26 protein-coding genes are annotated in these 22,896 nt (G+C 72.1%); 14 read left to right on the top strand and 12 right to left on the bottom strand.

Annotated features, from left to right (window positions below; all coding sequences use genetic code 11):
• Window positions 1-5 precede the first annotated feature (5 nt).
• Window positions 6-1,073, bottom strand: coding sequence for an LLM class flavin-dependent oxidoreductase (locus ACFHPP_RS15460; protein ID WP_437164136.1), 1,068 nt, complete (start codon window positions 1,071-1,073; stop codon window positions 6-8).
• A 127-nt stretch (window positions 1,074-1,200) separates the two neighbouring features.
• Between ACFHPP_RS15460 and ACFHPP_RS15455 the strand changes: the two genes are divergently transcribed.
• A complete protein-coding gene (locus ACFHPP_RS15455; protein WP_437164135.1) occupies window positions 1,201-2,148 on the top strand; it encodes a tripartite tricarboxylate transporter substrate binding protein in 948 nt (315 codons plus the stop codon).
• 148 nt (window positions 2,149-2,296) lie between these two features.
• Here ACFHPP_RS15455 and ACFHPP_RS15450 read toward each other — a convergent pair whose 3' ends face one another.
• Window positions 2,297-2,683 carry a RidA family protein gene (locus tag ACFHPP_RS15450; protein WP_437164134.1) on the bottom strand — a complete coding sequence of 129 codons (387 nt, stop codon included), beginning with the start codon at window positions 2,681-2,683 and terminating at the stop codon, window positions 2,297-2,299.
• Window positions 2,684-2,761: 78 nt separating this feature from the next.
• On the opposite strand from ACFHPP_RS15450, the gene ACFHPP_RS15445 reads away from it, so the two are divergent.
• Window positions 2,762-3,982, top strand: coding sequence for a Zn-dependent hydrolase (locus tag ACFHPP_RS15445; RefSeq protein ID WP_437164133.1), 1,221 nt, complete (start codon window positions 2,762-2,764; stop codon window positions 3,980-3,982).
• A 67-nt stretch (window positions 3,983-4,049) separates the two neighbouring features.
• On the opposite strand, the gene ACFHPP_RS15440 is transcribed toward ACFHPP_RS15445, so the two are convergent.
• From ACFHPP_RS15440 to ACFHPP_RS15420, 5 genes are read right to left on the bottom strand one after another with little or no spacing between them, the layout of a single operon-like run.
• Window positions 4,050-4,880, bottom strand: a complete 831-nt coding sequence (locus ACFHPP_RS15440; RefSeq protein ID WP_437164132.1) for an alpha/beta hydrolase — start codon at window positions 4,878-4,880, stop codon at window positions 4,050-4,052.
• Window positions 4,877-5,851: a D-2-hydroxyacid dehydrogenase family protein gene (locus ACFHPP_RS15435; RefSeq protein ID WP_437164131.1), complete on the bottom strand. Its 975-nt coding sequence runs from the start codon at window positions 5,849-5,851 to the stop codon at window positions 4,877-4,879. Before ACFHPP_RS15435 ends, ACFHPP_RS15440 begins: the two co-directional genes overlap by 4 nt.
• Window positions 5,848-7,686 (bottom strand): heavy metal translocating P-type ATPase, encoded by a 1,839-nt coding sequence (locus tag ACFHPP_RS15430; RefSeq protein WP_437164130.1) that lies wholly within the window; start codon window positions 7,684-7,686, stop codon window positions 5,848-5,850. The genes ACFHPP_RS15435 and ACFHPP_RS15430 overlap by 4 nt, the downstream gene beginning before the upstream one ends.
• Entirely contained in the window at window positions 7,679-8,122 is a 444-nt protein-coding gene (locus tag ACFHPP_RS15425) for an acyl-CoA thioesterase (protein ID WP_437164129.1), read from the bottom strand. Before ACFHPP_RS15425 ends, ACFHPP_RS15430 begins: the two co-directional genes overlap by 8 nt.
• Window positions 8,119-9,033 (bottom strand): ABC transporter substrate-binding protein, encoded by a 915-nt coding sequence (locus ACFHPP_RS15420; RefSeq protein WP_437164128.1) that lies wholly within the window; start codon window positions 9,031-9,033, stop codon window positions 8,119-8,121. The genes ACFHPP_RS15425 and ACFHPP_RS15420 overlap by 4 nt, the downstream gene beginning before the upstream one ends.
• A 66-nt stretch (window positions 9,034-9,099) precedes the next feature.
• Between ACFHPP_RS15420 and ACFHPP_RS15415 the strand changes: the two genes are divergently transcribed.
• The gene (locus ACFHPP_RS15415) at window positions 9,100-10,053 is read left to right on the top strand and encodes a Bug family tripartite tricarboxylate transporter substrate binding protein (RefSeq protein ID WP_437164127.1); all 954 of its coding nucleotides are present in this window, start codon (window positions 9,100-9,102) and stop codon (window positions 10,051-10,053) included.
• 354 nt (window positions 10,054-10,407) lie between these two features.
• Here the strand turns inward: ACFHPP_RS15415 and ACFHPP_RS15410 are convergent, their stop codons facing one another.
• Complete coding sequence (locus tag ACFHPP_RS15410) at window positions 10,408-10,560, bottom strand: hypothetical protein (RefSeq protein ID WP_437164126.1); 153 nt, start codon at window positions 10,558-10,560, stop codon at window positions 10,408-10,410.
• Between the two features lie 103 nt (window positions 10,561-10,663).
• Here ACFHPP_RS15410 and ACFHPP_RS15405 point away from each other — a divergent pair, with 103 nt between their 5' ends.
• Genes ACFHPP_RS15405 through ACFHPP_RS15395 form a run of 3 tightly spaced genes read left to right on the top strand, consistent with a single transcriptional unit; the run spans window position 10,664 to window position 12,121 of the window.
• Window positions 10,664-11,080 carry a rhodanese-like domain-containing protein gene (locus ACFHPP_RS15405; protein ID WP_430667734.1) on the top strand — a complete coding sequence of 139 codons (417 nt, stop codon included), beginning with the start codon at window positions 10,664-10,666 and terminating at the stop codon, window positions 11,078-11,080.
• The gene (locus tag ACFHPP_RS15400) at window positions 11,055-11,555 is read left to right on the top strand and encodes a DUF3237 domain-containing protein (protein WP_437164125.1); all 501 of its coding nucleotides are present in this window, start codon (window positions 11,055-11,057) and stop codon (window positions 11,553-11,555) included. Before ACFHPP_RS15405 ends, ACFHPP_RS15400 begins: the two co-directional genes overlap by 26 nt.
• A gap of 5 nt (window positions 11,556-11,560) precedes the next feature.
• Entirely contained in the window at window positions 11,561-12,121 is a 561-nt protein-coding gene (locus tag ACFHPP_RS15395) for a hypothetical protein (RefSeq protein WP_437164124.1), read from the top strand.
• 58 nt (window positions 12,122-12,179) lie between these two features.
• Here ACFHPP_RS15395 and pcaG read toward each other — a convergent pair whose 3' ends face one another.
• The 3 genes from pcaG to ACFHPP_RS15380 are packed head-to-tail and all read right to left on the bottom strand — an operon-like array spanning window position 12,180 to window position 14,634.
• Entirely contained in the window at window positions 12,180-12,788 is a 609-nt protein-coding gene (pcaG, locus tag ACFHPP_RS15390) for a protocatechuate 3,4-dioxygenase subunit alpha (RefSeq protein ID WP_437164123.1), read from the bottom strand.
• Window positions 12,788-13,495 (bottom strand): protocatechuate 3,4-dioxygenase subunit beta, encoded by a 708-nt coding sequence (locus ACFHPP_RS15385; protein WP_437164122.1) that lies wholly within the window; start codon window positions 13,493-13,495, stop codon window positions 12,788-12,790. The genes pcaG and ACFHPP_RS15385 overlap by 1 nt, the downstream gene beginning before the upstream one ends.
• Window positions 13,492-14,634 carry an ATP-grasp domain-containing protein gene (locus tag ACFHPP_RS15380; RefSeq protein WP_437164121.1) on the bottom strand — a complete coding sequence of 381 codons (1,143 nt, stop codon included), beginning with the start codon at window positions 14,632-14,634 and terminating at the stop codon, window positions 13,492-13,494. The genes ACFHPP_RS15385 and ACFHPP_RS15380 overlap by 4 nt, the downstream gene beginning before the upstream one ends.
• 14 nt (window positions 14,635-14,648) lie before the next feature.
• Between ACFHPP_RS15380 and ACFHPP_RS15375 the strand changes: the two genes are divergently transcribed.
• Window positions 14,649-15,530 carry a succinate--CoA ligase subunit alpha gene (locus tag ACFHPP_RS15375; RefSeq protein WP_437164120.1) on the top strand — a complete coding sequence of 294 codons (882 nt, stop codon included), beginning with the start codon at window positions 14,649-14,651 and terminating at the stop codon, window positions 15,528-15,530.
• Here the strand turns inward: ACFHPP_RS15375 and ACFHPP_RS15370 are convergent.
• Window positions 15,505-16,086 (bottom strand): NAD(P)H-dependent oxidoreductase, encoded by a 582-nt coding sequence (locus tag ACFHPP_RS15370; RefSeq protein ID WP_437164119.1) that lies wholly within the window; start codon window positions 16,084-16,086, stop codon window positions 15,505-15,507. The two genes, ACFHPP_RS15375 and ACFHPP_RS15370, sit on opposite strands and share 26 nt — an antisense overlap.
• 74 nt (window positions 16,087-16,160) lie before the next feature.
• Between ACFHPP_RS15370 and ACFHPP_RS15365 the strand changes: the two genes are divergently transcribed.
• The 7 genes from ACFHPP_RS15365 to ACFHPP_RS15335 all read left to right on the top strand — a co-directional run bounded on the left by ACFHPP_RS15365 (window position 16,161) and on the right by ACFHPP_RS15335 (window position 22,746).
• Window positions 16,161-16,595 (top strand): cupin domain-containing protein, encoded by a 435-nt coding sequence (locus ACFHPP_RS15365; protein ID WP_437164118.1) that lies wholly within the window; start codon window positions 16,161-16,163, stop codon window positions 16,593-16,595.
• Window positions 16,595-17,176 (top strand): NAD(P)H-dependent oxidoreductase, encoded by a 582-nt coding sequence (locus ACFHPP_RS15360; protein ID WP_437164117.1) that lies wholly within the window; start codon window positions 16,595-16,597, stop codon window positions 17,174-17,176. Before ACFHPP_RS15365 ends, ACFHPP_RS15360 begins: the two co-directional genes overlap by 1 nt.
• 66 nt (window positions 17,177-17,242) lie before the next feature.
• The gene (locus ACFHPP_RS15355) at window positions 17,243-18,208 is read left to right on the top strand and encodes a tripartite tricarboxylate transporter substrate binding protein (RefSeq protein WP_437164116.1); all 966 of its coding nucleotides are present in this window, start codon (window positions 17,243-17,245) and stop codon (window positions 18,206-18,208) included.
• Entirely contained in the window at window positions 18,205-18,657 is a 453-nt protein-coding gene (locus tag ACFHPP_RS15350; protein WP_437164115.1) for a (2Fe-2S)-binding protein, read from the top strand. Before ACFHPP_RS15355 ends, ACFHPP_RS15350 begins: the two co-directional genes overlap by 4 nt.
• A complete protein-coding gene (locus ACFHPP_RS15345) occupies window positions 18,654-20,792 on the top strand; it encodes a molybdopterin cofactor-binding domain-containing protein (RefSeq protein WP_437164114.1) in 2,139 nt (712 codons plus the stop codon). Before ACFHPP_RS15350 ends, ACFHPP_RS15345 begins: the two co-directional genes overlap by 4 nt.
• Window positions 20,789-21,745 carry an ABC transporter substrate-binding protein gene (locus ACFHPP_RS15340; RefSeq protein WP_437164113.1) on the top strand — a complete coding sequence of 319 codons (957 nt, stop codon included), beginning with the start codon at window positions 20,789-20,791 and terminating at the stop codon, window positions 21,743-21,745. Before ACFHPP_RS15345 ends, ACFHPP_RS15340 begins: the two co-directional genes overlap by 4 nt.
• Before the next feature lie 32 nt (window positions 21,746-21,777).
• Window positions 21,778-22,746, top strand: a complete 969-nt coding sequence (locus ACFHPP_RS15335) for a tripartite tricarboxylate transporter substrate binding protein (RefSeq protein ID WP_437164112.1) — start codon at window positions 21,778-21,780, stop codon at window positions 22,744-22,746.
• Window positions 22,747-22,896: the final 150 nt, after the last annotated feature.

Below are 22,896 nucleotides of genomic sequence, written 5' to 3'. Positions count from 1 at the left end.
CGTCGCTACTCCGCCGCCATCGCCTGCGGCGTCGCCTGGAAGCGGGGTGCCACTTCCTCCATGAACAGGCGGAGCGAGCGGGCGGCGAGGTCGGCGGGCATCGGGCCGAGGCGGAAGCTGCCGATGACGCCGCCGATGCCGGTGGCCTCGAGTTCCGCCATGCGCGCGGCGACGGTGGCGGGTGAGCCGGCAATCAGCGCCTTGTCGGGATCGACGCGGGCGGGCGGGGCGGTTTCCTTCTTCATGATGATGCCCTGCTCGCGGTAGATCTTCTCCCGCAATGCCTTGCGCTGGTCCTGCATCGCCAGGAAGTTCGGCACGGCGATGCGGCGCGCTTCCTCATCCGTGTCGGCGACGAAGATGTTGCGCCAGCACCAGCTTTCCGTGAGGCAGGCCTGGACCTGGGGCTCGTCGAAGCCGGATTCGAGCATGGTCTGGCGATACTGCACCAGGCGCGCGGCGGTGGTTTCCAGCGACTGCACGTTCATCAGGAAGGGCACGCCGCGGCGTGCCAGGTGCAGCGCGCCGGCTTCCGAGGATGCGGCGCGGATGACGTAGGGGTGCGGCTTCGTGAAGGGCGTCGGGCGCAGGCGCGGGATGTTGAGATGCCAGAACTTGCCCTCGTGCCGCATTCCCTGCGGGCTGGTCCAGGCCTGGAGCATGATGCCCTCGGCTTCCTCGTAGCGTTCGAGGGCTTCTTCCGCCGGGATGCCGTAGCCCTGGTACTCGTAGACGTTGTAGGCGGTGCCGCGGCCGAGGCCGACGATGACGCGGCCGCCCGAGAGGTTGTCGAGCAGCGACATCTGTTCCGCCAGCCGCACCGGATGGTGCAGCGAGACCTGCGCGACGGCGAAGCCGACCTTGATGCGCTTCGTGGCCGACAGGATGGCGGAGGCGAAGGTGACCGGGTCGACATAGGCGCAGTTGCCGTCGAAATGGTGTTCGGCGAGCCAGATGACTTCGAAGCCGAGCGCCTCGCAGAGCTGCGCTTCCTCCATCGCCTCGCGGATCGCGATGGCGTCGCGGTCCGGGTCGCGGCTTTCGGGGAAGAGGAAGTTGCTGAAACGCAGCATCCGTCGTGGCTCCCGCAGGGTTCGGCCGAGCCTAACAGAGCGGAGGCGGAGGGCAACCTTCGTTGTTGCGTCACGGCCGCGTGTGGGTGCTAGGATCGCGGCGCAGCAATCCGGGAGGCCTTCCGTTATGGCAACGCGTCGCGCCATTCTTGCCGGTGGACTCGCCTTGCCGGCCTTCGCCGTACGCGCGCAGGACAGGCCGGTGCAGTTGATGGTGGGGTTCGCGCCGGGCGGCAACATCGACCTGGCGGCGCGGATGGCGGCGCCGTTCTTCGAGAAATTCCTCGGCCAGCAGATCATCGTGGTGAACCGGCCTGGCGCGGGCGGGATGGTGATGCTGAACGAGGTGGCGGCGGCGGCGCCGGATGGGCGGACGGCGGCGCTGGTGTCGTTTCCCGCGCTGGTGACGGCGCTGTACGACAACCGGCCGCGCTACACGGTGGACAGCTTCGCCTATGTCGGGCTGCTGACCGATGAGCCCTACACCATCTTCGTCGGCCCGCAATCGCCGTACAAATCGCTGCCGGAGTTGATCGCGGCGGCGCGGGAGCGGCCGGAGCATGTGACGATGGCGGGCGCGGGCGTCGGCAGCGCGCCGCACCTGGCGCTGATGCAGCTGGAGCGCAGCGCCGGCGTGAAGTTCACCTGGGTGCCGACGCCGGGCGCGGGGCAGGCGATGCAGCTGGTGCAGGGCGGGCATGTCGCGGGCTCGATCTCCACCGTCAGCCTGACGGTGCGGGCGCACAACCAGGGCGCGCTGCGCGTGCTGGCGCTGATGGATGCGCAGCGCTGGAACCGGGCGCCGGAATTGCCGACGGCGGCGGAGCATGGCTGGGCGGTGAATGCCGGGTCCGCGCGCGGCTTCGCGCTGCCGGCGGCGACCCCCGCGCCGGTGCTGGCGCGGTGGGAGGAGGCGGTGCGGCGGACGGCGGAGGACCCGGAGTTCAAGGCGCTGACCGAACGCGACTACCTGATCCTGCGCCACATGGACCGCGCCGCGATGACGGAGTTCGTGCGGCGCGAGAATGCGAACTACGCGGAGATCTGGCGGACCAGCCCGTGGCGGGCGTCCTGACAGGCTTGGGAAAGGGCCCTCTCCACCCGCAGGGGGGAAGGGGCGCGGAGATGGTGAGCGATCTCGGATACTTGGACGTCCCCCTCACCCAACCCTCTCCCCCATAAGAAGTGGGGGAGAGGGCTTTTCGGTGGCTTCCCGCAGCCTGCTAATACACTGCCGCGATGCACTCGATCTCGAGTAGGAACGCCGGCACGGGCAGGGCGACGACGACGCAGGTGGTGCGGGCGGGCAGGGCGTCGGCGGGGAAGGCCTCGGCGTAGAGGCGGTTCATCTCGGCGACATCCGAAGCGCGGGTCAGCAGGACGTTGGCCTTGAGGATGCTGCGCATGTTGCTGCCGCCTTCCTCCACCGCGCGCTTCAGATGCGCGATGACGAGGGCGAATTGCGCGGCGAAATCTCCCTCCGGCACGCCGTCCGGGCCCATCGGGCCGATGCCGGAGACGTAGAGCGTGGCGCCGTGGCGGACGGAGATGGCGAAGGGCGGGTACTGGCGGCCACCTGCGGGCGGCATGAAGCGGCTGATCTCGGGCATGGCGGCGGATTCCCTGGCTGGACGGCGGCAGGAAGCGCGTTCCATCCTGCGGATGCAACTGCCGATGGATGCCGCGAGATGCCGCCGTTCAAGAAGATTGGGGTCGATACCGCCCGCTTCCTGAAGGACCTGCACGAGCTGCGCCAGATCGGCGCGTACCGCACCGGCGTGCATCGCCCGACCTATTCGGCGGAGGATATGGAAAGCCGGCGCTGGCTGGTGGACCGGATGGCGGAGTGCGGGCTGGAGCCGACCATGGACGGCATCGGCAACGTCATCGGGCGGCATCCCGGACCGGGGCCGAAGCTGCTGGTGGGCAGCCATATCGAGAGCCAGAACCAGGCGGGCTGGCTGGATGGCGCGCTCGGCGTGGTGGCGGGGGTGGCGCTGGCGCGGGCCGGATTGGCCGTCGATGTGGCGGCCTGGGCGGATGAGGAAGGGCACTACGGCGGCTTCATCGGCAGCCGGTCCTTCATCGGCGAGTTGCCGGAGGAGGAGATCGACCGGCTGGCCAACCGCTACCACGGCAAGACGCTGCGCGAGGCGCTGCGGGAGGCGGGGCTGGAGGGGCTGCCGCGCCTCCAGCTGGAGCCGGGGCGGCACAAGGGCTTCCTGGAGCTGCATATCGAGCAGGGGACGCAGCTGGAATCGGCAGGGCTGCGCGTCGGCGTGGTGACGGGCATCGTCGCGATCTGGCAGTGGAAGCTGGTGATCGAGGGCATGCAGGACCACGCGGGCGGCACCACCATGGCGGAACGCCGCGATGCCGGGCTGACGGCGGTGCGGCTGCTGGCGATGCTGGACCAGCGCATGCCCTTCGCCTGCGGCCCGCGCAGCACCTGGACCTGCGGGCGGATCAGCCTGGAGCCGGGGGCGGCCTCCATCATCCCGGGGCGGGCGGAGGTGCTGTTCCAGTTCCGCGACGTGGACCAGGCGATGCTGGACCGGATGGAGGCCTGCCTGCGCGCCTGCGTGCAGGAGAGCAACCGGCGGGAACGTTGCACCACGACGCTGGAGGCGATGAGCCTGTCGAAGCCCGCGCTGTGCGACGAGGCGATGCAGGCGGCGCTGGCGGCGGCGGCGGAGGATCTGGCGCCGGGGGCGTGGCGGCACATGCCCTCCGGCGCGGGGCATGATGCGCAGTATTTGGCGAAGCGGATGCCGGCGGCGATGCTGTTTGCGCCGTCCATTGGCGGGATCAGCCATCACTGGGCGGAGGATACGAAGGACGAGGACCTGGCGCTGTGCGTGGAGGTGCTGGCGCAGGGGGCGGCGCGGTATCTGGGGGCGAACGGGTAGAGGCGCTGGCCCCCTCACCCAACCCTCTCCCCCGAGGGGGAGAGGGCTTCAGGCAGGGGGAGAGGGCTTAGGAAAGCAGGGTCTGGGCGAGGCGGAGGAGGGTGCCGCCGGGCTGGCGGAGGGCTTCCAGCACGCGGAAATGGTCGGCGCCAGGCACCGGAACCAGGGGGCCGGGGGCGTGGGCGGCGCTGCGGAGCGCGTGGAAGTCGCGGCTCTGGCGGACCAGTTCGGGCAGTTCCGCGGTGCCGTAGGCGATGGCGAGGGGCTTCTGCACCACCGGGCGGCGCATCGGGGACAGTTCGGCGATCTCGGCGTCGGACAGGTGCAGCGCGGCGTTCAGGTAGGTGTCGCGGATCGGCGCCAGTTCGAAGATGCCGGAGATGGCGAGGCCGGCGGTGACGGCGGGGTGTTCCAGCGCCAGCGCCGTCAGGTGGCCGCCGGCGGACCAGCCGGAGGCGACGAGGGGGCCGGCGATGCCGTGCTGCGGGCCGTGCTGCGAGAGCCAGTCCAGCGCCGCGTGGATCTGCCAGGAGATGCGCGTCAGCGAGGCGTCGGGCGCCAGCGTGTAGCCGTTCATGGCGACGGACCAGCCCATCTCTAGCGCGCCTTCCGCAAGGTGGGAGAAGTTTTCGCGGCTGTTGCGCTGCCAGTAGCCGCCATGGATGAAGACCAGGCAGGGCGCACCAGCATCGCGGCCGGGGAACAAATCCCAGGCCTCGCGCTCGCCCTCGCCATACAGCAGGTCGAGGTGGCCCGGGTGGTCGGCGCGGAAGGCCAGCGCCGCGGCGTCGCGCTCGGCGATCAGGGTCGGGCTGTCGGCGACGGCCTCGGCGTTGTTGTAGGCGGCGTCGCGCTCGGCCTGGCTCGCGGCGGCCCAGAAGGCGGGAAGCGGGTTCATGGCGTCAGCACCCGCACCGGCTTGCCGGCGAGATAGGCTTCCACCGTCTCCACCGCGCCCTCGAAGTACGCGGAAAAATTCTGGCGGGAGACGTAGCCGAGATGCGGGGTCAGGACCGTGTTCGGCGCGGCGAGAATGGGGTGGTCCGCCGGCAGCGGCTCGCGGTCGAAGACATCGAGGCCGGCGCCGCCGATGCGGCCTTCGGTGAGCGCCGCGATCAGCGCGGGCTGGTCGATCAGCGGGCCGCGGCTGGTGTTGACGATGACGGCGTCGCGCTTCATCCGGCCGAGCTCGTCGGCACCGACCACGCCGCGGGATTGCGGCGACAGGATCAGGTGCAGGGTGACGACGTCGGCGCGTTCGAACAGCGCGGCCTTCTCCACGCGCTCGACGCCGACGGCGGCGGCGGCCTCGGTGGTCAGGTTGCGGCTCCAGGCGATGGTCTTCATGCCGAAGGCCTGGCCGACGCGGGCGACACGGGTGCCGAGCTTGCCGAGGCCGATGATGCCGAGCGTCAGGCCCTCCGCCGCGCGGCCGATGCTGTTCGGCGCGCCGCTGGCCTGCCAGGTGCCGGCGCGCAGGCTGGCCGTCTGTGCCGGCAGGTCGCGCAGCAGGGAGATGATGAGGCCCCAGGTGATGTCGACGGTGGGGGCGCCGGCGCTCGGCGTGCCGCAGACGGTGATGTTTTGGGCGTTGGCGGCGGCGACGTCGAAGGAGCGGTTGCGCTCGCCGGTCGTCATCAGAAGCTTCAGGTTCGGCAGGCGTTGAATCAAGCTGGCGGGGAAGGGCGTGCGCTCGCGTATGCCGAGGATGGCGTCGAAGGGCAGCAGGCGCGCCACCAGCGCGTCCTCGTCGGCCAGCGCGTCGTGGAAGGCTTCGACCTTCAGGCCGGGCAGGCGGGACCAGGGGCCCATCTCGAGCGCGACCCCCTGGTAGTCGTCGAGGATCGCGAGTCGGCGCAGCGCAGTCATGCCGTGGTGTTCCCTTCCTGGTGTCGGCCTGGTCCGAGGGCCCGCAATGCGTTCAGCACCACGGCCACGTCAATGCCCTCCTGCAGCAGCGCGCCCTGGACGGGGGTGAGGTAGCCGAAGGCGGCGGCGATCATGCCGAGGGCGGAGAGGCCGAGGCCGGCGGCGACGCTCTGGCGCGCGATGAAGCGGGCGCGGCGGGCGGCGACCAGCGCGATGGCCACGCGGTCGAGCCGGTCGACCAGGATGAGCGCATCGGCGGCCTCGCTGCTGGCGGCCTGGCCGCGGGCGGCCATGGCGATTCCGACATCGGCGAGCGCCAAGGCAGGCGCGTCGTTGACGCCGTCGCCGACCATCAGCACGCGGCCGCCGAGGCGCTCGGCGGCGATGGCGGCCATCTTCTGGGCCGGGTCGTGGTTGCCGAGGGTGGCGTCGGCGCCGATCTGGCGGGCGGCGGCTTCGGCGGCTTGCTGGTCGTCGCCGGAGAGCAGCACAACGCGGGTGATGCCGGCGCGGCGGGCGGCGGCGACCATGGCGGCGGCATCCGGGCGCAGCGCGTCGCGGAACAGCAGGGTGCCGGCGTGGCGGCCCTCCACGGCGACCTGGACTGCGGCGGTACCGGGCGGCTCAACGCCGGCTTGCGGCAGGGTGGCATGGGTGGCCACGAACCCGCGGGCGCCGAGGGCGACCTGGCGGCCTTCGACCAGGCCGGCGAGGCCGGCGCCGGGGGCTTCGGCAACCTGGGTGGGCGTGGGCAGGTCCAGGCCGCGGGACTGCGCCGCCTGCACCAGGGCGGCGGCGAGGACGTGGCCGCTGGCCTGGTCCAGCGCGGCGGCGAGGCGCAGGAGTTCCGTTTCGGTGAAGCCGGGGGCGGGGTGGATGGCGACGAGGCGGGGGGTGCCCTCGGTCAGCGTGCCGGTCTTGTCGAGCACCAGGATGGAGACCTGGGCGAGCGCCTCCAGCGCCGCGCCGGACTTGATCATGACGCCGGCCCGCGCGGCGCGGTTCAGCCCGGCGACCAGGGCCACGGGCACCGCCAGCAGCAGCGGGCAGGGGGTGGCGACGACGAGGACGGCGAGCGCGCGGAGCGGGTCGCCGGTGGCGAGCCAGGCGCCGCCGGAAAGCGCCAAGGTGGCGAGCAGGAAGGCGACGGACCAGCTTTCGGCCAGGCGCGCCATCGGCGGCTTGGCGCTGGCGGCCTGTTCGACCATGCGCAGGATGGCGGCGTAGCTGCTGGCGGCGGCGGGGCGGCTGGCGACGAGGACCACGCTGTCGCCGGCATTGGTGGTGCCGCTGCGCACGGCGGCGCCGGCGGGGTAGGCGACGGGCAGGGGTTCGCCGGTGAGCGCGGCTTCGTCGAGGGTGGCGGGGGCGGCGAGGAGGCCGTCGGCGGCCAAAACCTCGCCGCGGCGGACCAGCAGGTGGTCGCCGGGGGCGATGGCGGCGATGGGGATTTCCTCGAGCCGGCCATCCACCTGGCGCAGCGCGCTGCGGGGCTGGCGGGCGAGGAGGGCGGTCATTTCCCGCCTGGCGCGGGCGCCGGCTCGGGCTTCCAGCACCTGGCCGCCGGCGAACATCAGCGCGACGACGGCGCCGGCGAGGTATTCGCCGAGCAGCAGGGCGCCGCCCATGGCGAGGGCTGCGACGATATCCAGCGCGAAATCCCGCCGGGCGATGCTGCGGGCGATCTGGACCAGGAGGGCGGCGAGCACGACGAGGGTGCCGGTGGCCAGGGCGGCGGTGGACCAGGCGGGCAGGTTGGCGAGGTACAGGACGCCACCCGCGGCGAGGCCGGCCGCGGCGGCGATCAGCAGTCCGGGCTTGAGCGCGTCATCCACCCGGGATCACCAGCGCCTCCGCGGCGCGGCGCAGCCCATCCGGCAGCGGGGTCGGGCGGCGCTGGGTGGCGCGGTCGACATAGACGTGGACGAAATGGCCCTCGGCGCTGGCGGTGGCGTCCCCGGCGCGGAAGATGCCGATGGCGTAGCGGATGGAGGTGGTGCCGAGGCGGTCGACGCGCAGGCCGGCGGTGATGGGATCGGGGAAGGCGATGGGGGCGTGGTAGCGGCATTGCGTTTCCACGACGACGCCGATGACGGGGCTGTCCACCAGGTTGATGGCGCCGGAATCCAGCAGGAAGCGCGCCACGGCGGTGTCGAACCAGGAATAGTAGGTGACGTTGTTGACGTGCCCGTAGATGTCATTGTCCATCCAGCGCGTCGGGATTTCCAGGAAGAAGCGGAAATCGTCCCGGGTTGGCAGGAGCTTGCTCATCCGAGCGCCTCCGCCACCAGCACCGTGTCGACGCAGGCGGCGAAGCCGGGGCGGCGGGGGATGGCGCCGATGCCGAACATGGCGGCTTCCAGCGCCTCGAAGGCGGCCTGGGGGAAGACCGGGTCGCGGGCCCAGACGCCGAGGTCGCGGTAGCGGGCGATGCCGGATTCCAGCACGGCGCGGTCGAGGCTTTCAAAGAAGGGTGCGACGGTGGCGGCGACCTCCGCCACCGGGGCGGCGTGCAGCCAGGACTGCATCGCGGCCAGCGCACGGACCATGCCGATCAGGGCGGGGCGCTGCGCGGCCAGGGCGGCGCGGGTGGCGTAGAAGGCGGTGTAGGAGGTGGGGCCGCGGCTGGCCTGGGCGTGCCAGATGGCGGCGCCGGCGGCCACCGCCTGGCTGGCGAAGGGCTCGAACAACTGCGCCACGTCGATCTCGCCGGCCAGCATCGCGGCGGTGTTCTCAGCCATGGTGCGGCCGGTGGTGACGGCGATCTCGGATGGCTGGATGCCGATCCGTGCAAGGTCGTGCTGCAGGCACCACCAGGGGGTCGGCACCTCGCTGACCACGCCGAGGCGAAGTGCCTTCAGGTCGGGCAGGGTGAAGCCGGGGCGGGGCGCGCGGCCGACCAGCAGGAAGGGGTCGCGCATGACGACGCCGGCGAAGCTGACCAGCGGGCTGTCCGGGTTGGCGGCGTGGTCGCGGATGACGCGCATCGGGCCCGACCAGGCGAGGTCGGCGGCGCCGGACAGCAGGTTGGCGACGGCGCGGTCCGGTTCTCCGACCGTGATGATCCGGACCTCCACGCCTTCGCGCGCGAAGTCGCCGCGGGCGAGGGCGGCGTAGAAGGGGCTGTAGAACAGCGCGCGGAACGGCTCTTGCAAGGTGACTTGCTTGGGTCTGGGTGTCACGCGGTTCTCCTGGGCGTGGCACCATGAGACAACAGCCTTGCATCCAAGAATAGGGACACCCCCGCCATGTTGCTGTCACGCCGCCTGCTTTTGGCCACGCCGGCCCTGCTCGCCACCCCCGCCTTGGCCCAGGCCCGGCCGCTGCGCGTCGTGGTGCCGTTCGGCGCCGGCGGGCTGACCGATGTGGTGGCGCGCATCCTGGCGGAGCACATGTCGGGCACGCTCGGGCGGCCGATGGTGATCGATAACCAGGGCGGCGCGGGCAGCACCATCGGGGCGTCCACGGTGGCGCGGGCGGCGCCGGATGGGAACACCATCATGGTGGGCAGCGTCGGCCATGCGGCGATGAAGGCGCTGTATGCCAGCTTCCAGTTCGACCCGGTGACGAGCTTCGCACCGGTGTCCCTGGTGACGCGGCAGCCCTTCGTGGCGGCGGTGCATCCGGCGATCCCGGTGACGGACCTGGCGGGCTTCATCGCCTGGCTGAAGTCGCGCGGCGGGGAGGCGAATTTCGGCACGGCGGGCATCGGGGCTTCGTCGCATTTGGCGGCGGAGCTGCTGCGGAAGATGGCGGGGGTGGCGTTCACGGTGGTGCCGTATCGCGGCACGCCGGCGGCGGTGGCGGACCTGACGGCGGGGCGGATCGACTTCATGATCGACAGCCAGACCCTGCTGGCGCCGCTGATGGCGGACAACCGGGTGCGCGGGCTGGCGGTGACCAGCGCCGAACGCTCGAGCCTGCTGCCCAGCCTGCCGACCATCGCGGAAGCCGGGGTGCCGGGCTACGACGCCGCCGCCTGGCAGGCGATCTATGCGCCGGCCGGCACGCCGGCGCCGGCGATCCAGGCGATTTCGGATGCGGCGGCGGCGGCGCTGCGCGACCCCGCGACGCTGCGGCGGCTGAACGAGGCGGGGGTGGATGCCTATGCCGACAATTCGCCGGAAGCCGCGGCGCGGCATCTTTCGGCGGAAGTCGCGAAGTGGGGCGGGCTGGTGCGGGAGCTGGGGCTGCGCGGGTAGCGCCCGCTCGCCGGCGGAGAGGGCGCTTGCAGGTCGGGAAGCGCGGCGATTCGGGGGCCGCGCCGGGGGGGGCCGGCTGGAGCGTGATCGTCGAAGGCTGGAACGGCCGGAGGCGTGAATCAGCCAGAAAAACAGGGGCCTAGGGCCGTTTCACCTGCGCCATGCACAGGTGAAACGGCCCTAGCTGTTGATTTGGCGCATTTTCCGAGCCGTCAGGCGTATCCGCCTGACTTGAAAATGCTCTAGCAGGCTACGGAAAGCCCTCTCCCCCATGAGTGGGGGAGAGGGCTTTGTCGGGGAGTTTGCGCAGCCTGCTAGATCATGACCCGCGATTCCATCGACGCGAATCGTGCTCTACAGCCGGAAGTAGCCGGCCAGCGCCATGATGGTGAAGACGGTCACGCCGATCAGGGCGATGATCCAGGGCAGGTCGTTCTTGAAGGCCTCGGTCTTGGAGCTGACGACCTTGCGGCCGAGGAAATCGTGGGTCGGCTGAGGCTCGGACATGTCTTCATCTTCCCTTATGCCCGGCACGCGGGGCGCCGGATGTTGTGCCGCGCGGGCCGTGGCCCCATCCTCCCTACAGTACCAACTTGAGGAAGTGGAAGCCATGCCCGGCGTTCCGGATGTCAGCCCCCGCGCCGCCTACAAGGCCCTGGCCGAGGACCCCGATGCGATGCTGGTGGATGTGCGCACCGATGCGGAGTGGAACTTCGTCGGTCTGCCGGAACTGGGCGGGGTCGGCAAGGAGGTCGCGCTGATCCCGTGGCAGGTCTATCCGGGCATGCAGGTGAACGGCAATTTCGTGGAGCATCTGCGCCGGGCCGGGGCCTCGCCGCTGTCCAAGCTGTATTTCATCTGCCGGTCCGGGGCGCGCAGCCTGGCGGCCGGGCAGGCGGCGCAGCAGGCGGGATTTCCGCACGCCTTCAACGTCGCCGATGGCTTCGAGGGGCCGGTGGATGCGGAGGGGCATCGCGGGGGCGTCGCCGGCTGGAAGGCCGATGGCCTGCCCTGGCGGCAGCGCTGAGGCCGCCGCGATGGACCGCATGAAGCTGCATTCGGATTTCCTGTTCCGCCTGGAACTGACGGTGGAGGGGCCGCAGGCGATCGGCGCCGGGCCGATCGGGGACCGGCGCGTGTTCCTGATCACCGGCGGCCATTTCCGCGGGCCGGGGCTGGCCGGGACGGTGCTGCCGGGCGGGTCGGACTGGCTGCTGACCGAATCGGATGGCGGCACCCGGCTCGATGTGCGGGTGGTCCTGCAGTCCGAGGACGGGCAGTTGATCGGCGCGACCTACCAGGGCATCCGCCACGCCCCGCCGGAGGTGGCGGCGCGCATGGCGGCCGGGGAGGAGGTGCCGCCGGGCAGCTACTACATGCGCACCGCGATGCGCTTCGGGACCGGGCCGGGGCCGCATGAATGGCTGAACCGGGTGCTGGCGGTCGCGGTCGGCCACCGGTTCCCGGGCGGGCCGGTCTATGACGTCTACGCGGTGCTGTAGCGGCGATGGCGTTCGGGTTCTCCCGCGAAAGCCGGTTGCAGAAAGCCCTGCTGCGGGACCTGCCGCAGCGCCTGGTCGACTTCGACAAGGAGGTGATCGAGGTGCGGCGCCGGGCGGAATGGCCGGCGGAGGGCCAGCAGGTGCTGGAACCCGCGATCCTGACGCTGTGGGCGCATCTGGTGGCGTTGCGCGGCTGCGGGATCGCGGAGGATGCGGTGCTGCGGCTGGCGGAGGCCTGCCAGGAATGCACCGCCAACCACGTGGCGCTGCGCATCGCGCCGCAGGCGCGCAACCCGGACCACATGTCGCCGCCGCAGCGCAGCCTGCTGCACAATGCGGTGGTGCTGATGCATGGGCGGATCCAGGCCTATGACGAGGCCTATGGCCGCGGCAAGGTGCACGCCTTCGAGGCCGGGGACATGCAGTTGATGGGCCCGCTGCTGGCCGAGTTCTGCCGCAACCTGGTCGGGCCGTCGCAGGCGGCGCGGTTCCAGGATCGGACCCAGCCGGCGCTGGCGCAGCGCATCGATGCGATGATGCGGCAGGCGGAGGATGGGGTGGCTTGATTGCTGAAATGCCCTCTCCGCCATGAGGTGGGGGAGAGGGCTTCCTTTCCGCAGCCTGCTAATCCTCGAAGAAGTGTGTCTCCGCCTCCGGCGCGCCGCGCAGAAGGAGGTCCAGCGTGAAGCGCGGGGCGCCGTCCTCGGCGAGGCCGTCCGGGCGCGCCACCAGAAGGGGGCGGAGCGGGGCGGGCAGGGTGGAGAGCACGGGGTCGGCGGCATTGGCCTCGCCGGGCAGGAAGACGCAGGTGGAGAGGCGGCCCATGATGCCGCTGCCGATCAGCGCCAGGTTGATGTGGGGGGCTCGCGGGCCGGCCGCGTCCTGATAGGCGCCGGGGATGATGGTGCGGAAGGCGAAGCGGCCCTCGGCGTCGGTCCAGGCGCGGCCCCAGCCATGGAAGCCGGGGTCGGCCGCCCGCCAGTCCGGGTCGCGCGGGTGGCGGAAGCGGCCTGCGGCATCGGCCTGCCAGGCTTCCAGCACGGCATTGACGCAGGCGCCGCCGCCTTCCTGCAGCACGCGGCCGGTGAGCCACATCGGCGTACCGCGCGCGGTGGGCGGCGCGCCGGGGGCCATGCGGGTCAGGTCGTTGTCGCCCTCCTGAAAGAAGGTCTGCGGGAAGAAGGGGCCGATGGTGGCCCAGGCGGTGGGGATGAGGGGGGCGTTGGGGCGCATCACAGCGGCGGCGTCGCGTGGCGGCCGCGCAGCACCAGGTCGTGGGTGTAGCCGAGCCAGTCGCCGGCGACGTCCGTGGGCAGCAAGGCGCCGGCGATGCAGCGGGCGCGGGCGGCGGCGTCGGGCACCGAATTCAGGATGCGGTCGAGGGCGTTCAGCGGGTCGCCCGGGAAGTACATCTGCGTCACCAGCCGCATCAGCGACCCCGGGCCGAGGACGGAGATGTGGATGTGCGGCGGCCGCCACCAGCGGCCGCTGTCCGGCACCGGATAGGCGCCGGGCTTGATGGTGAAGAAGCCGTAGCGCCCCTGGTCGTCGCTGCGGGTGCGGCCGTTGCCGATGAAGTTCGGGTCGAGCGGGGCGTCGCGCTGGTCGATCGGGTGGAAGTAGCGGCCGCCGGCATTGGCCTGCCACAGTTCCACGATGGCGCCGGGGATGGGCCTGCCGTCCTCGTCCAGCACCCGGCCGCCGACATGGATCAACTGGCCCTGCGCCGCCCGGCCGGGTTCCAGCACCGCCAGGTTGTCGTCGCCCGGCCGCAGCTTGGCGGAGAGGTCGAGCGGGCCGGTGAGTTCGGTGCGGGTCAGCGGCCGGCGGAAGGGCGCGCGGGCGGGGTTGCGGCGGATGGTGTTGGGGTAGCCCTCGATGGGGACCACCGGCTGGGTGGCCGGGTCGAGCGGGGCGAACAGGTCGGGCAGGGATGTCATGCGCGAATCCTCGGGCCGATCGTTGCGGCCAGTTGCCTTACCAGGGCGTGCGGGTCTGCCTCCAGCGCCGTGACGCCGACGGCGGCGAGGTCGGCCGCGGCCTGCGCCATGGAATAGCCGGCCAGGGCGGCATGGCCGGCGGCCAGACCGACGAACAGGGGTTTCGGCGAGGGGCGCTGGCGCAGCGCGGCGGCCAGCGCCTCCACACGGCCGCGCAGGGGGCGGGAGGCGAGGGTGGTGTAGAACAGCACCGCCTCCACCTCCGGCCGTTCCGCCATCTCGAAGGCCAGGGCGAAGCGCTGCGGGGCGGTCTCGGCGGGGCCGCCCTGGGCGTTGTCCATGAAGCAGGCGGCGGGGCAGCCGGCGTCGCCCAGCAGGTCCAGCATCATCATGCCGAGCCCGGCCCCGGCGGTGACCATGGCGACGCGGCCGCCGGGCAGTTCCACCATCTGGAAGCCCTCGGCGCGGGCGCGGCGTTCCAGCGGCGTCAGCGCGGCGGATTCGAGGGTGGCGGACAGGGCGGTGGCCTCGGCGTCGTGGCGGAAGCCGGCGGCCTCGTCGCGGACTGGCTTGCAGTCGCAGGCGACGAGGGTGCCGTCGGCGAGGCGGGCGAGGGGGTTGATCTCCAGGCTTTCCAGATCCTCCGCCACCATCAGCCGCGCGAGGCGCAGCACCAGCCGGGCGAGGCGGGCGGCGAGGTCGGGGGGGAAGCCCTGGCGGAGGGCGCGCAGGCTGTCGGCGGGGGCGGTGGAGCCCTCCGGCAGGATGTGCCAGCGCAGCGGCGGTGGGCCGCCCTCGACCTCGATGCCGCCGGCGGGGGAGCACAGCACCTCAAGCGCCTGGGCGGTGCCGTCCACGCGCAGCGCCAGGAAGATCTCCTGTGCGATGGCGAGCGGGCGTTCCAGCAGCAGGGGCGCGGCCGGGTCGTCCAGGCGGTGGCGGATGTCGCGGGCCAGGGTCGTGGCATCGCCGCGCTGCACCAGGCCACGCTTGCCGCGGCCGCCTTCCAGGATCTGCGCCTTGACCACGACATCCGCCCAGCCGGGCGGCGCGGCCGGGTCGTGCAGCAGCATTCCCTGCGGCACCGCGATGCCGTGGCGGCGCAGCGCCACCTTGCCGTCCCACTCCGTCAGCCGCATCGTGCCGCCCCGTGATGCCGTTCAACTTTCTGCACGAGGCGCCCCGGCGCGTCGTGATCGTCAACCCGACCGGACGCTACGCCATGGCGCAGGTCGCCGCCATGCGCGCGGCGGGCACGGCGCTGGTGGCGGGCATCGCGCCGGGGCGGGGCGGCACCATGCTGGACGGGCTGCCGCTGCTCGATGATCTTTCCGAGCTGGAGGCGCCCGCCGATGCGGCGGTGCTCTACACGCCGCCGGAGGGGGTGCTGGATGCGGTGCGGGGGGCGGTCGCGGCGCGCATTCCGCTGATCGTCGCGGCGGCCGAATACGTGCCGGTGCATGACGGGCTGAAGGCGGCGCGGGACGCGCGGGCGGGCGGGTGCTGGCTCGTGGGGCCGAACACGCTGGGGCTGTGCATTCCGGGGCGCACGCTGCTGGGTTCCATCGCGCCGGAGTTCTGCATGCCGGGTCGTGTCGCGCTGCTGTGCCGCAGCGGCACGCTGACGCTGGCCCTCGCGCGGCTGCTGACCGAGGCGGGGATCGGCCAGAGCGCCGTCATCCACATGGGTGGCGATCTGGTGATCGGTCGCAACCCGCAGGACTACCTGGCGCTGCTGGCCGCCGATCCGGCGACGCGGGCGGTGCTGTATTGCGGGGAGCTGGGCGGCGACAAGGAATACGCGCTGGCGGCGGCGCTGCCGGCGTTCGGCAAGCCGCTGGTCGCGCTGGTGATGGGGCGCCACGCGCCGGAGGGCACGCGGATGGGCCATGCCGGGGCGCTGGCCGGCGCGGCGCGGGAGACGGCGGCGGCGAAGCTGGCGGCGCTGGCGGCGGCCGGGGCGGTGGCGGTGGAGCGGCCGGAGCAGGCGGTGGCGGCGCTGCTGCGCCTCACCAGCGCGCCATCTGCCGGCTGACGCGGGCGACGAAGGCGGCGCATTCGGCGGGGCTGCGATGGTCCATGCTGGTCAGCGTGTACCAGTCCGTGCGGCAGCCCTTGGCGCACAGGCGCCGGATGCCGCGGCCGAGCAGCTTGCGGTCGATGCGGCCGATGTACCACAGCAGCCAGTGCGGCGAGCCGTAGGTGGTGATGACGCCGATGCGCCTGATGTTGGTGAGCAAGGGTTCGATGGCGCCCTCGCCCAGGCGGAAGGCGACGCCGGGGGCCCAGACGCGGTCGAACCAGCCCTTCAGCATCGCCGGCATGCCGTACCACCAGGTGGGGTGCACCAGCAGCAGCGCGTCGGCGCGGCGCAGGCTTTCGACATGGTCCTCGATGCCGGCGAGGTTGGTCGCCAGGTCGTGGTAGCGGCCGCGTTCCTCGGCGGTCAGCGCCGGCTGGAAGCCCTCGGCGTAGAGGTCGCGGAGATCCACCTGGTGGCCCCTGGCCTCCAGCGCCGCCTTCGCCGCGTCGCGCAGCGCGGCGCAGAGGCTGTCCGGGCGGGGGTGGCAGTAGATCATCAGCACGCGCATGCATCGGGCCCTGTTGCGGACGGTGCGGGTGATGCAACTTTCCGGTGCTGGCCCGCAATGGAGAATCCGTGCCGATGATGTCCGCCCCCGTGCTCTCGCGCCGCGCCGCCGACCTGCGCGGCTTCCGCATCGCCGAGGGGGACAGCAACTACTTCGCCTGCCTGTTCGACCCGGTGGCCGATGGGGTGAGCTTCACGCTGGTGGTGGAGATCTTCGAGCCGGGCGGGCGGACGCCGCCGAACACCCATGCGGTGGCGGAGGAATGCTTCTTCGTCCTGGCGGGCTCGGGCAAGGCCTATGCGGATGGCGTGGAGATGCCGGTGGGGCCGGGTGATGCCTTCGTGCTGCGGCCGGGGGTGGAGCATGTGGTCGTCAACGACACCACGGAGAAGCTGTACTGCCTGACCTTCATGGCGCCGAACGAGGGTTTCGCCGAGCTGATCCGCAACGGCATCCCGGTGGACCTCGCGCCGGAGGATATCGCGGTGATCGCGGGGACGCAGCGCTGATGCGCGTGCTGTATCTGTACGCGCATCCGCTGGAGGACAGCTTCCATGCCGCGATCCGCGATGCGGCGCGGGACGGGCTGCGGGCGGCGGGGCACGAGACGGATCTGTGCGACCTGTATGCGGAGGGGTTCGACCCCGTGCTGAGCGCGGCGGAACGGCGTGGCTACCATGAGGTGCCGGGCAATCGCGGGCCGGTGGAGGATTACGTGGGTCGGCTGGAGCGTGCCGAGGCGCTGGTGCTGTCCTTCCCGACCTGGTGCTTCGGGCTGCCGGCGATCCTGAAGGGGTGGATGGACCGCGTGCTGCTGCCGGGCGTGTCCTTCCGGCTGGAGGACGGCGTGGCGAAGCCGAACCTGCTGCACATCCGGAAGATCGCCGGGATCAGCACCTATGGACGGCCGCGCTGGACGGCGATGCTGGTGGGCGACCCGCCGCGCATGGCCGTCACGCGGTACCTCCGCGTCATCACCGCCGGGCGTGCCGCCATCGACTACCATGCGCTGTACGACATGAACCGCGCCTCCGACGCGCGACGGGCGGCGTTCCTGGCGCGGGTGCGCGGACGCATGGCGCGGTTCTGAGGCGGGCCTTGCCCTTCGCGCGCAGCGGCGCAATGTTGCTGACAGTTTGCAGGGGAGGAACGAAGAATGATCGGACGCAGGTTGATGCTCGGCGCCGCGGGCGCGCTCGCCGCCCCCGGGCTGCTTCGGGCGCAGGGCGCCTGGCCGAGCCGGCCGGTGCGCATCGTGGTGCCGTTCGGGCTCGGCGGATCGGCGGATGTCGCGGCACGCTTCCTGGCGGAGCCGCTGTCGCAGGCCTTCGGGCAGCCCTTCGTGGTGGAGAACCGTCCCGGCGCCGGCGCCACCATCGGCACCGACAACGTGGCGAAGTCGGCGCCGGATGGGCATTCCCTGCTGCTGATGTCGAACACCCACACGGCGAACGAGACGCTGCTGCCGAACCGGCCCTATGTGCTGATGCGGGACCTGGCGCCGGTCGCCGCCATCAACATCGCGCACCATGTGCTGGCGGTGCATCCCTCGGTCCCCGCGAACAACCTGGCGGAGCTGATCGCGCTGCTGCGGGCCAATCCGGGCAAGTATGACTACGCGTCCTCCGGCCCCGGCACGCCGTATCACGTGGCGGGGGAGGTGTTCCTGGCGATGGCCGGCGCGACCGCGACGCACGTGCCCTTCCGGGGCTCGAACGAGGCGCGGACGGCGGTGATCTCCGGCACCGTGCCGATCATGTTCGACGCGATCCCGACCATGCGGCCGCAGATCGAGGGCGGGCGGGTGCGCGGCTTCGCGACCACCGGCCCGACGCGCAGCAGCCTGATGCCGGACCTGCCGGCGGTGGCGGAGGTGGTGCCGGGCTACGAGGCCTCGATCTGGCTCGGCTTCATGGCCCCGGCGGCGACGCCGCTGGAGCTGCGCCAGCGCATCAACGCGGAGGTCAACCGCATCCTGGCGCTGCCGGCGACGCAGGAGGCGCAGGCCAGGCTCGGCGCGCAGCCGATGGCGATGAGCATCGAGGCCTTCGATGCGTATCTGCGCGCCGACATCACGCGGCAGGCGGAGTTCATCCGCATGGCGAAGATGACGCCGGCTTGAGCGTTTCGTTCGAACTGAACGGCGCGGAAGTCTCCGCGCCGATCGGGCCGGAGGCGTCGCTGCTGGCGGCGCTGCGCGGGAAGCTGGGCCTTTCGGGCACGCGCTTCGGCTGCGGTGCGGAGCAGTGCGGGGCCTGCCTGGTGCTGGTGGATGGGGTGCCGCGCACGGCCTGCACGCTGCCGGTGGGCGACGTGGCCGGGCGGCGGGTCGTGACGGTGGAAGGGCTGGGTTCGGCCGAGGCGCCGCATCCGGTGCAGCGGGCGCTGCTGGACCATCAGGCGGGGCAATGCGGCTTCTGCCTGTCCGGCATCCAGGTTCGCGCGGTGGCGGTGCTGCGCGACAATCCACGGCCGAGCGAGGAGGAGTGGCGGGCGGCGTTGGCGCCGCATCTGTGCCGCTGCGGCAGCCACAACCGCATCCTGCGGGCGCTGATGCAGGTGGCGACATGAACCTGGCCTTTCACGGGACGGCGGTGGCCGATGGGCGGCCCAGGCTGCCGGGCAGCCTGCATGTGAACCGGCGGCTGGATGGCTGGCTGCGGCTGCTGCCGGAGGGGGTGGTGGTGCTGACGCCGGGCAAGGTGGAGCTCGGCCAGGGCATCCTGACGGCGCTGGCGCAGATCGCGGCGGAGGAGCTGGAGGTGGCGCTGCCGCGCATCCGCGTGCAGGCGGCGAGCACGCCGGAGAGCCCGGACGAGGCGGTGACGAGCGGCAGCCTTTCGGTGCAGGAATCCGGCATGGCGGTGCGGCATGCCTGTGCGGAGGCGCGCGGCATCTTCCTCGGCGTGGTGGCGCAGCGCAGCGGCGTGTCGCGCGAGGATATCGTGGTGCGGGACGGGGATTTCGTGGCGCCGGATGGACGCGTGCTGGGCAGCTACTGGTCGCTGGCGGCAAGCGACCTGCTGGCGGTGGAGGCGACGCCGGGGGTGGTGGCGCGGCCCGCGGCGGCGCGGCGGATCGCCGGGACTTCGGCGCCGCGGCTGGACCTGCCGGAGAAGGTCTTCGGCGCGCCGCGCTTCCTGCACGATCTGCGGCTGCCGGGGATGCTGCATGCGCGGATGGTGCGGCCGGCGGCGCGGGGCGCTCGGCTGGTGGCGGTGCGGGATGGCGCGCTGCCGGGTGAGGCCACGCTGTTCCGCGACGGCAGTGTGCTGGCCGTGGTGGCGGCGGAGGAACACCAGGCGGAGGCCGCGGCTGCGCGCGTCGCCGCGCGGGCGGAGTGGGAGGCGCGCGACACGCTGCCGGAGGAGGGCGCGCTGGAAGCCTGGCTGCGCGACGCGCCGGCGGAGCGGTCCGTTGTCGCGGAGCGCGCGGCCGAGACGCCCGACGCCGTGCATCGCATCGCGCGGAGCTTCTTCCGGCCCTTCGTGACGCATGGCTCGATCGGCACGAGCTGCGCCATCGCGCGGTGGGATGGCGAGGCGGTGCGGGTGTGGAGCCACAGCCAGGGCATCTACAATCTGCGCAGCGACCTGGCGAAGGCGCTGCGGATGCCGGCCGAGGCCATCCTGGTGCAGCATGTCGAGGGTGCCGGCTGCTACGGCCACAATGGCGCCGATGACGTGGCGCTGGATGCGGCGCTGGTGGCGCGGGCGCATCCCGGCGTGCCGGTGCGCGTGCTGTGGTCGCGGGCGGAGGAGTTGGGCTGGGGGCCGATGTCGCCGGCGATGCTGGTGGATGTGGTGGCGGAGGCGGATGCCGGGGGCACGCTGCTGCGCTGGGACCAGCACGTGACCTCCAACGGGCATTCCGGGCGGCCGGGGCGGGGGCAGCATCCGACGCTGCTGGCGGCCTCCATGATGTCGGATGCGTTTCCCGTGCCGTTGTCCATCAACCCGGCACTGGCGGGTGGCGGCGGGGCGCAGCGCAATGCGGTGCCGCAGTATCGGGTACCGGCGCTGAAGGTCGGCATGTCGCAGCTTTCGGTCATGCCGATGCGCAGCAGTGCGCTGCGCGGGCTCGGCGCGCTGATCAATGTCTGGGCGATCGAGAGCGTGATGGACGAGATGGCGGCGGCGGTGGGGGAGGACCCGCTCGCGCACCGGCTGCGCCACCTGGACGATGCGCGGGCGCGGGATGTGCTGTCGCGCGCCGCGGCGATGGCAGGATGGGCGCAACGTGGGGCGCGGGAGGGGTTCGGGATGGGCCTCGGCGTCGCGCGCTACAAGGGCACCGGGGCCTGGTGCGCGGCCGTCGCGGAGATCGAGGCGGCGGAACGCGTGTTCTGCCGGCGGCTGTGGCTCGCGACCGATGTGGGGGAGGTGATCAACCCCGATGGCACGCTGAACCAGATCGAGGGCGGCGCGATCCAGGCAACCTCCATGTGCCTGCTGGAGGCGGTGCGGCACGATGCGCGCAACGTCACCTCCGACAGCTGGGAGACCTATCCGATCCTGCGCTTCCCGGAGGTGCCGCGGGTGCACACCGAGATCATCGCGCGGCCGGAGGCGCCGCCTCTGGGTGCGGGCGAATGCAGCATGGGGCCGGTGATCGCGGCCATCGCCAATGCCATCGCCGATGCGCTGTCGGTGCGCGTTTCGCATTGGCCCTTCACGCCGGACAACATCGCGAAAGCGCCGCAATGACCAGACTGACGCTGGCCTGCCACCGCAGCGACCGGACCCAGGCGGTGCTGGATGGGCGCATTCCCATCGAGGGCTTCGGGATCGAGGCGACGGCGGACGAGCCGGAGGTGCTGTTCCGCATCGCGATGCGGGAGGCGCGCCATGACATCACGGAACTCTCGATGGCGAGCCATATCCTGTCGGTCGGGCGTGGCGATTCGAGGTACATCGGCGTGCCGGTGTTTCCCTCCCGCGCCTTCCGGCATTCGGCGGTCTATGTGCGGACGGATCGCGGCATCGTGGGGCCGGGCGACCTGGCGGGGCGCGTCATCGGGGTGCCGGAGTACCAGCAGACGGCGGCACTATGGGTGCGCGGGATGCTGCGGGAGCATTACGGGGTGGAGCTGTCCGGCATCGCCTGGAGATCCTCGGGCGAGCGCACGAAGCTGGACCTGCCGCCGGGCATCGACATGCAGGAGATCGCGGCGGGCGAGACGCTGGATGCGATGCTGGCGGAGGGGCGGATCGACGCCATCATCGGGCCGCGGCCGCCTGCCTGCTTCGTGAACGGCACGGCGCCGGTGGCGCGGCTGTGGCCGGACAGCCGGCCGGAGGAGGAGGCGTATTTCCGTGCCTCCGGCTTCTTCCCGATCATGCACTGCATGGCGATCCGGCGCGACGTGGCGGCGGCGAACCCCGGGCTGGCGTGTGCGCTGTTCGCCGCCTTCAACGGCGCGAAGGCGCAGGCGCTGGCGGACCTCGCGCTGGTCAACGTGCTGCGCGTCTCGCTGCCCTGGATCGCCGCGGAGGCCGCGGCGCAGACGGCGCTGATGGGGGGCGATCCCTGGCCCTACGGCTTCGGGCGCAACCGCGACGAGTTGGCCGCCATGTGCCGCTACGCCGAGGCGGATGGGTTGACTTCGCGCGTGGTTGCGGTGGAGGAGTTGTTCGACGCGACCACGCACGGCACCTGAAGGCGCCGGCGACAACGGGAGGAACCACAAGAATGACCAGCATCACACGCCGCACCGGGCTGGGCGCCATGGCCGCGCTGCTCGCCGCGCCGCATGTCGCGCGCGCACAGGGGCAGACCATGCGCATCGTCGTGCCGTTCGGGCCGGGCGGATCGACCGATGCGGTGGCGCGGCTGGCGGCGGCGGGGCTGACGGAACGGCTCGGCGCGACGGTGGTGGTGGAGAACCGGTCCGGCGCTGCCGGGTCGATCGGGGCGGACATCGTCGCCAAGGCGCGGCCGGATGGGCTGACCTGGCTGCTGACCTTCGACAGCCACTCCACCATTCCCGCGCTGCTGCGCAACCCGCCCTTCGACGTGCTGACCGACCTCGACCCGGTGATGCTGATCGGCGGCTCGCCCTATGCGGTCGCGTGCAAGCCGGACAAGCCGTTCCGGACCATGGCGGATGTGGTGGCGGCGGCGAAGGCGCGGCCGGATGGGGTCTCCTATGGGTCCACCGGCAACGGCACGCTCGGGCATCTGTCGATGATCCGGCTGGCGGAGCGCGCGGGCATCCGCATCACCCATGTGCCCTACCGCAGCGGCGGGCTGGCGGTGAATGATGCGGTGGCCGGCCATGTGGACATGATGATCGGCAGCGCGGCGCTGATGCTGCCGCATATCACCGGCGGGTCGCTGCGGCCGCTGCTGCAGTTCGGGCCGCAGCGCCTGTCCAAGCTGCCGGAGACGCAGACCGCGGCGGAGGCGGGCTTTCCGAACATGGAGGCCGAGGCCTGGTGGGCCGTGTTCGCGCCGAAGGGCACGCCGGCGGAGCTGATCACGCGGATGAACACGGCGCTGCGCGAGGCGCTGTCCGAGGAGCGGGCGAAGACGGTGATGACGGAGACGCAGCAGGCGCGGCTGATCCTGTCCTCGCCGGCCGAGCTTGGGACCTTCTTCAAGGGCCAGGTCGAGACCTGGGGCGGGCTGGTTCGGGCGGCCAATATCCAGCCGGATTGAGAGCGGCTCTCCCGATCCCTGGCTGAGCCCTCTCCCCACGCTTGTGGGGGGAGAGGGTTGGGTGAGGGGGGCATACCAGCCAAATCGACTTCAGTATGCGTGGGGGGCGGCCCCTTTGATCGGGGCCGTGTCTTGCGTCACGGTCCCCCC

This window comes from Falsiroseomonas sp. E2-1-a20 (genome assembly GCF_051433195.1).
Lineage (GTDB): Bacteria > Pseudomonadota > Alphaproteobacteria > Acetobacterales > Acetobacteraceae > Falsiroseomonas.
Note: the sequence above shows the minus strand (reverse complement) of the source record. Positions and strands in the feature narration are given on the sequence as shown.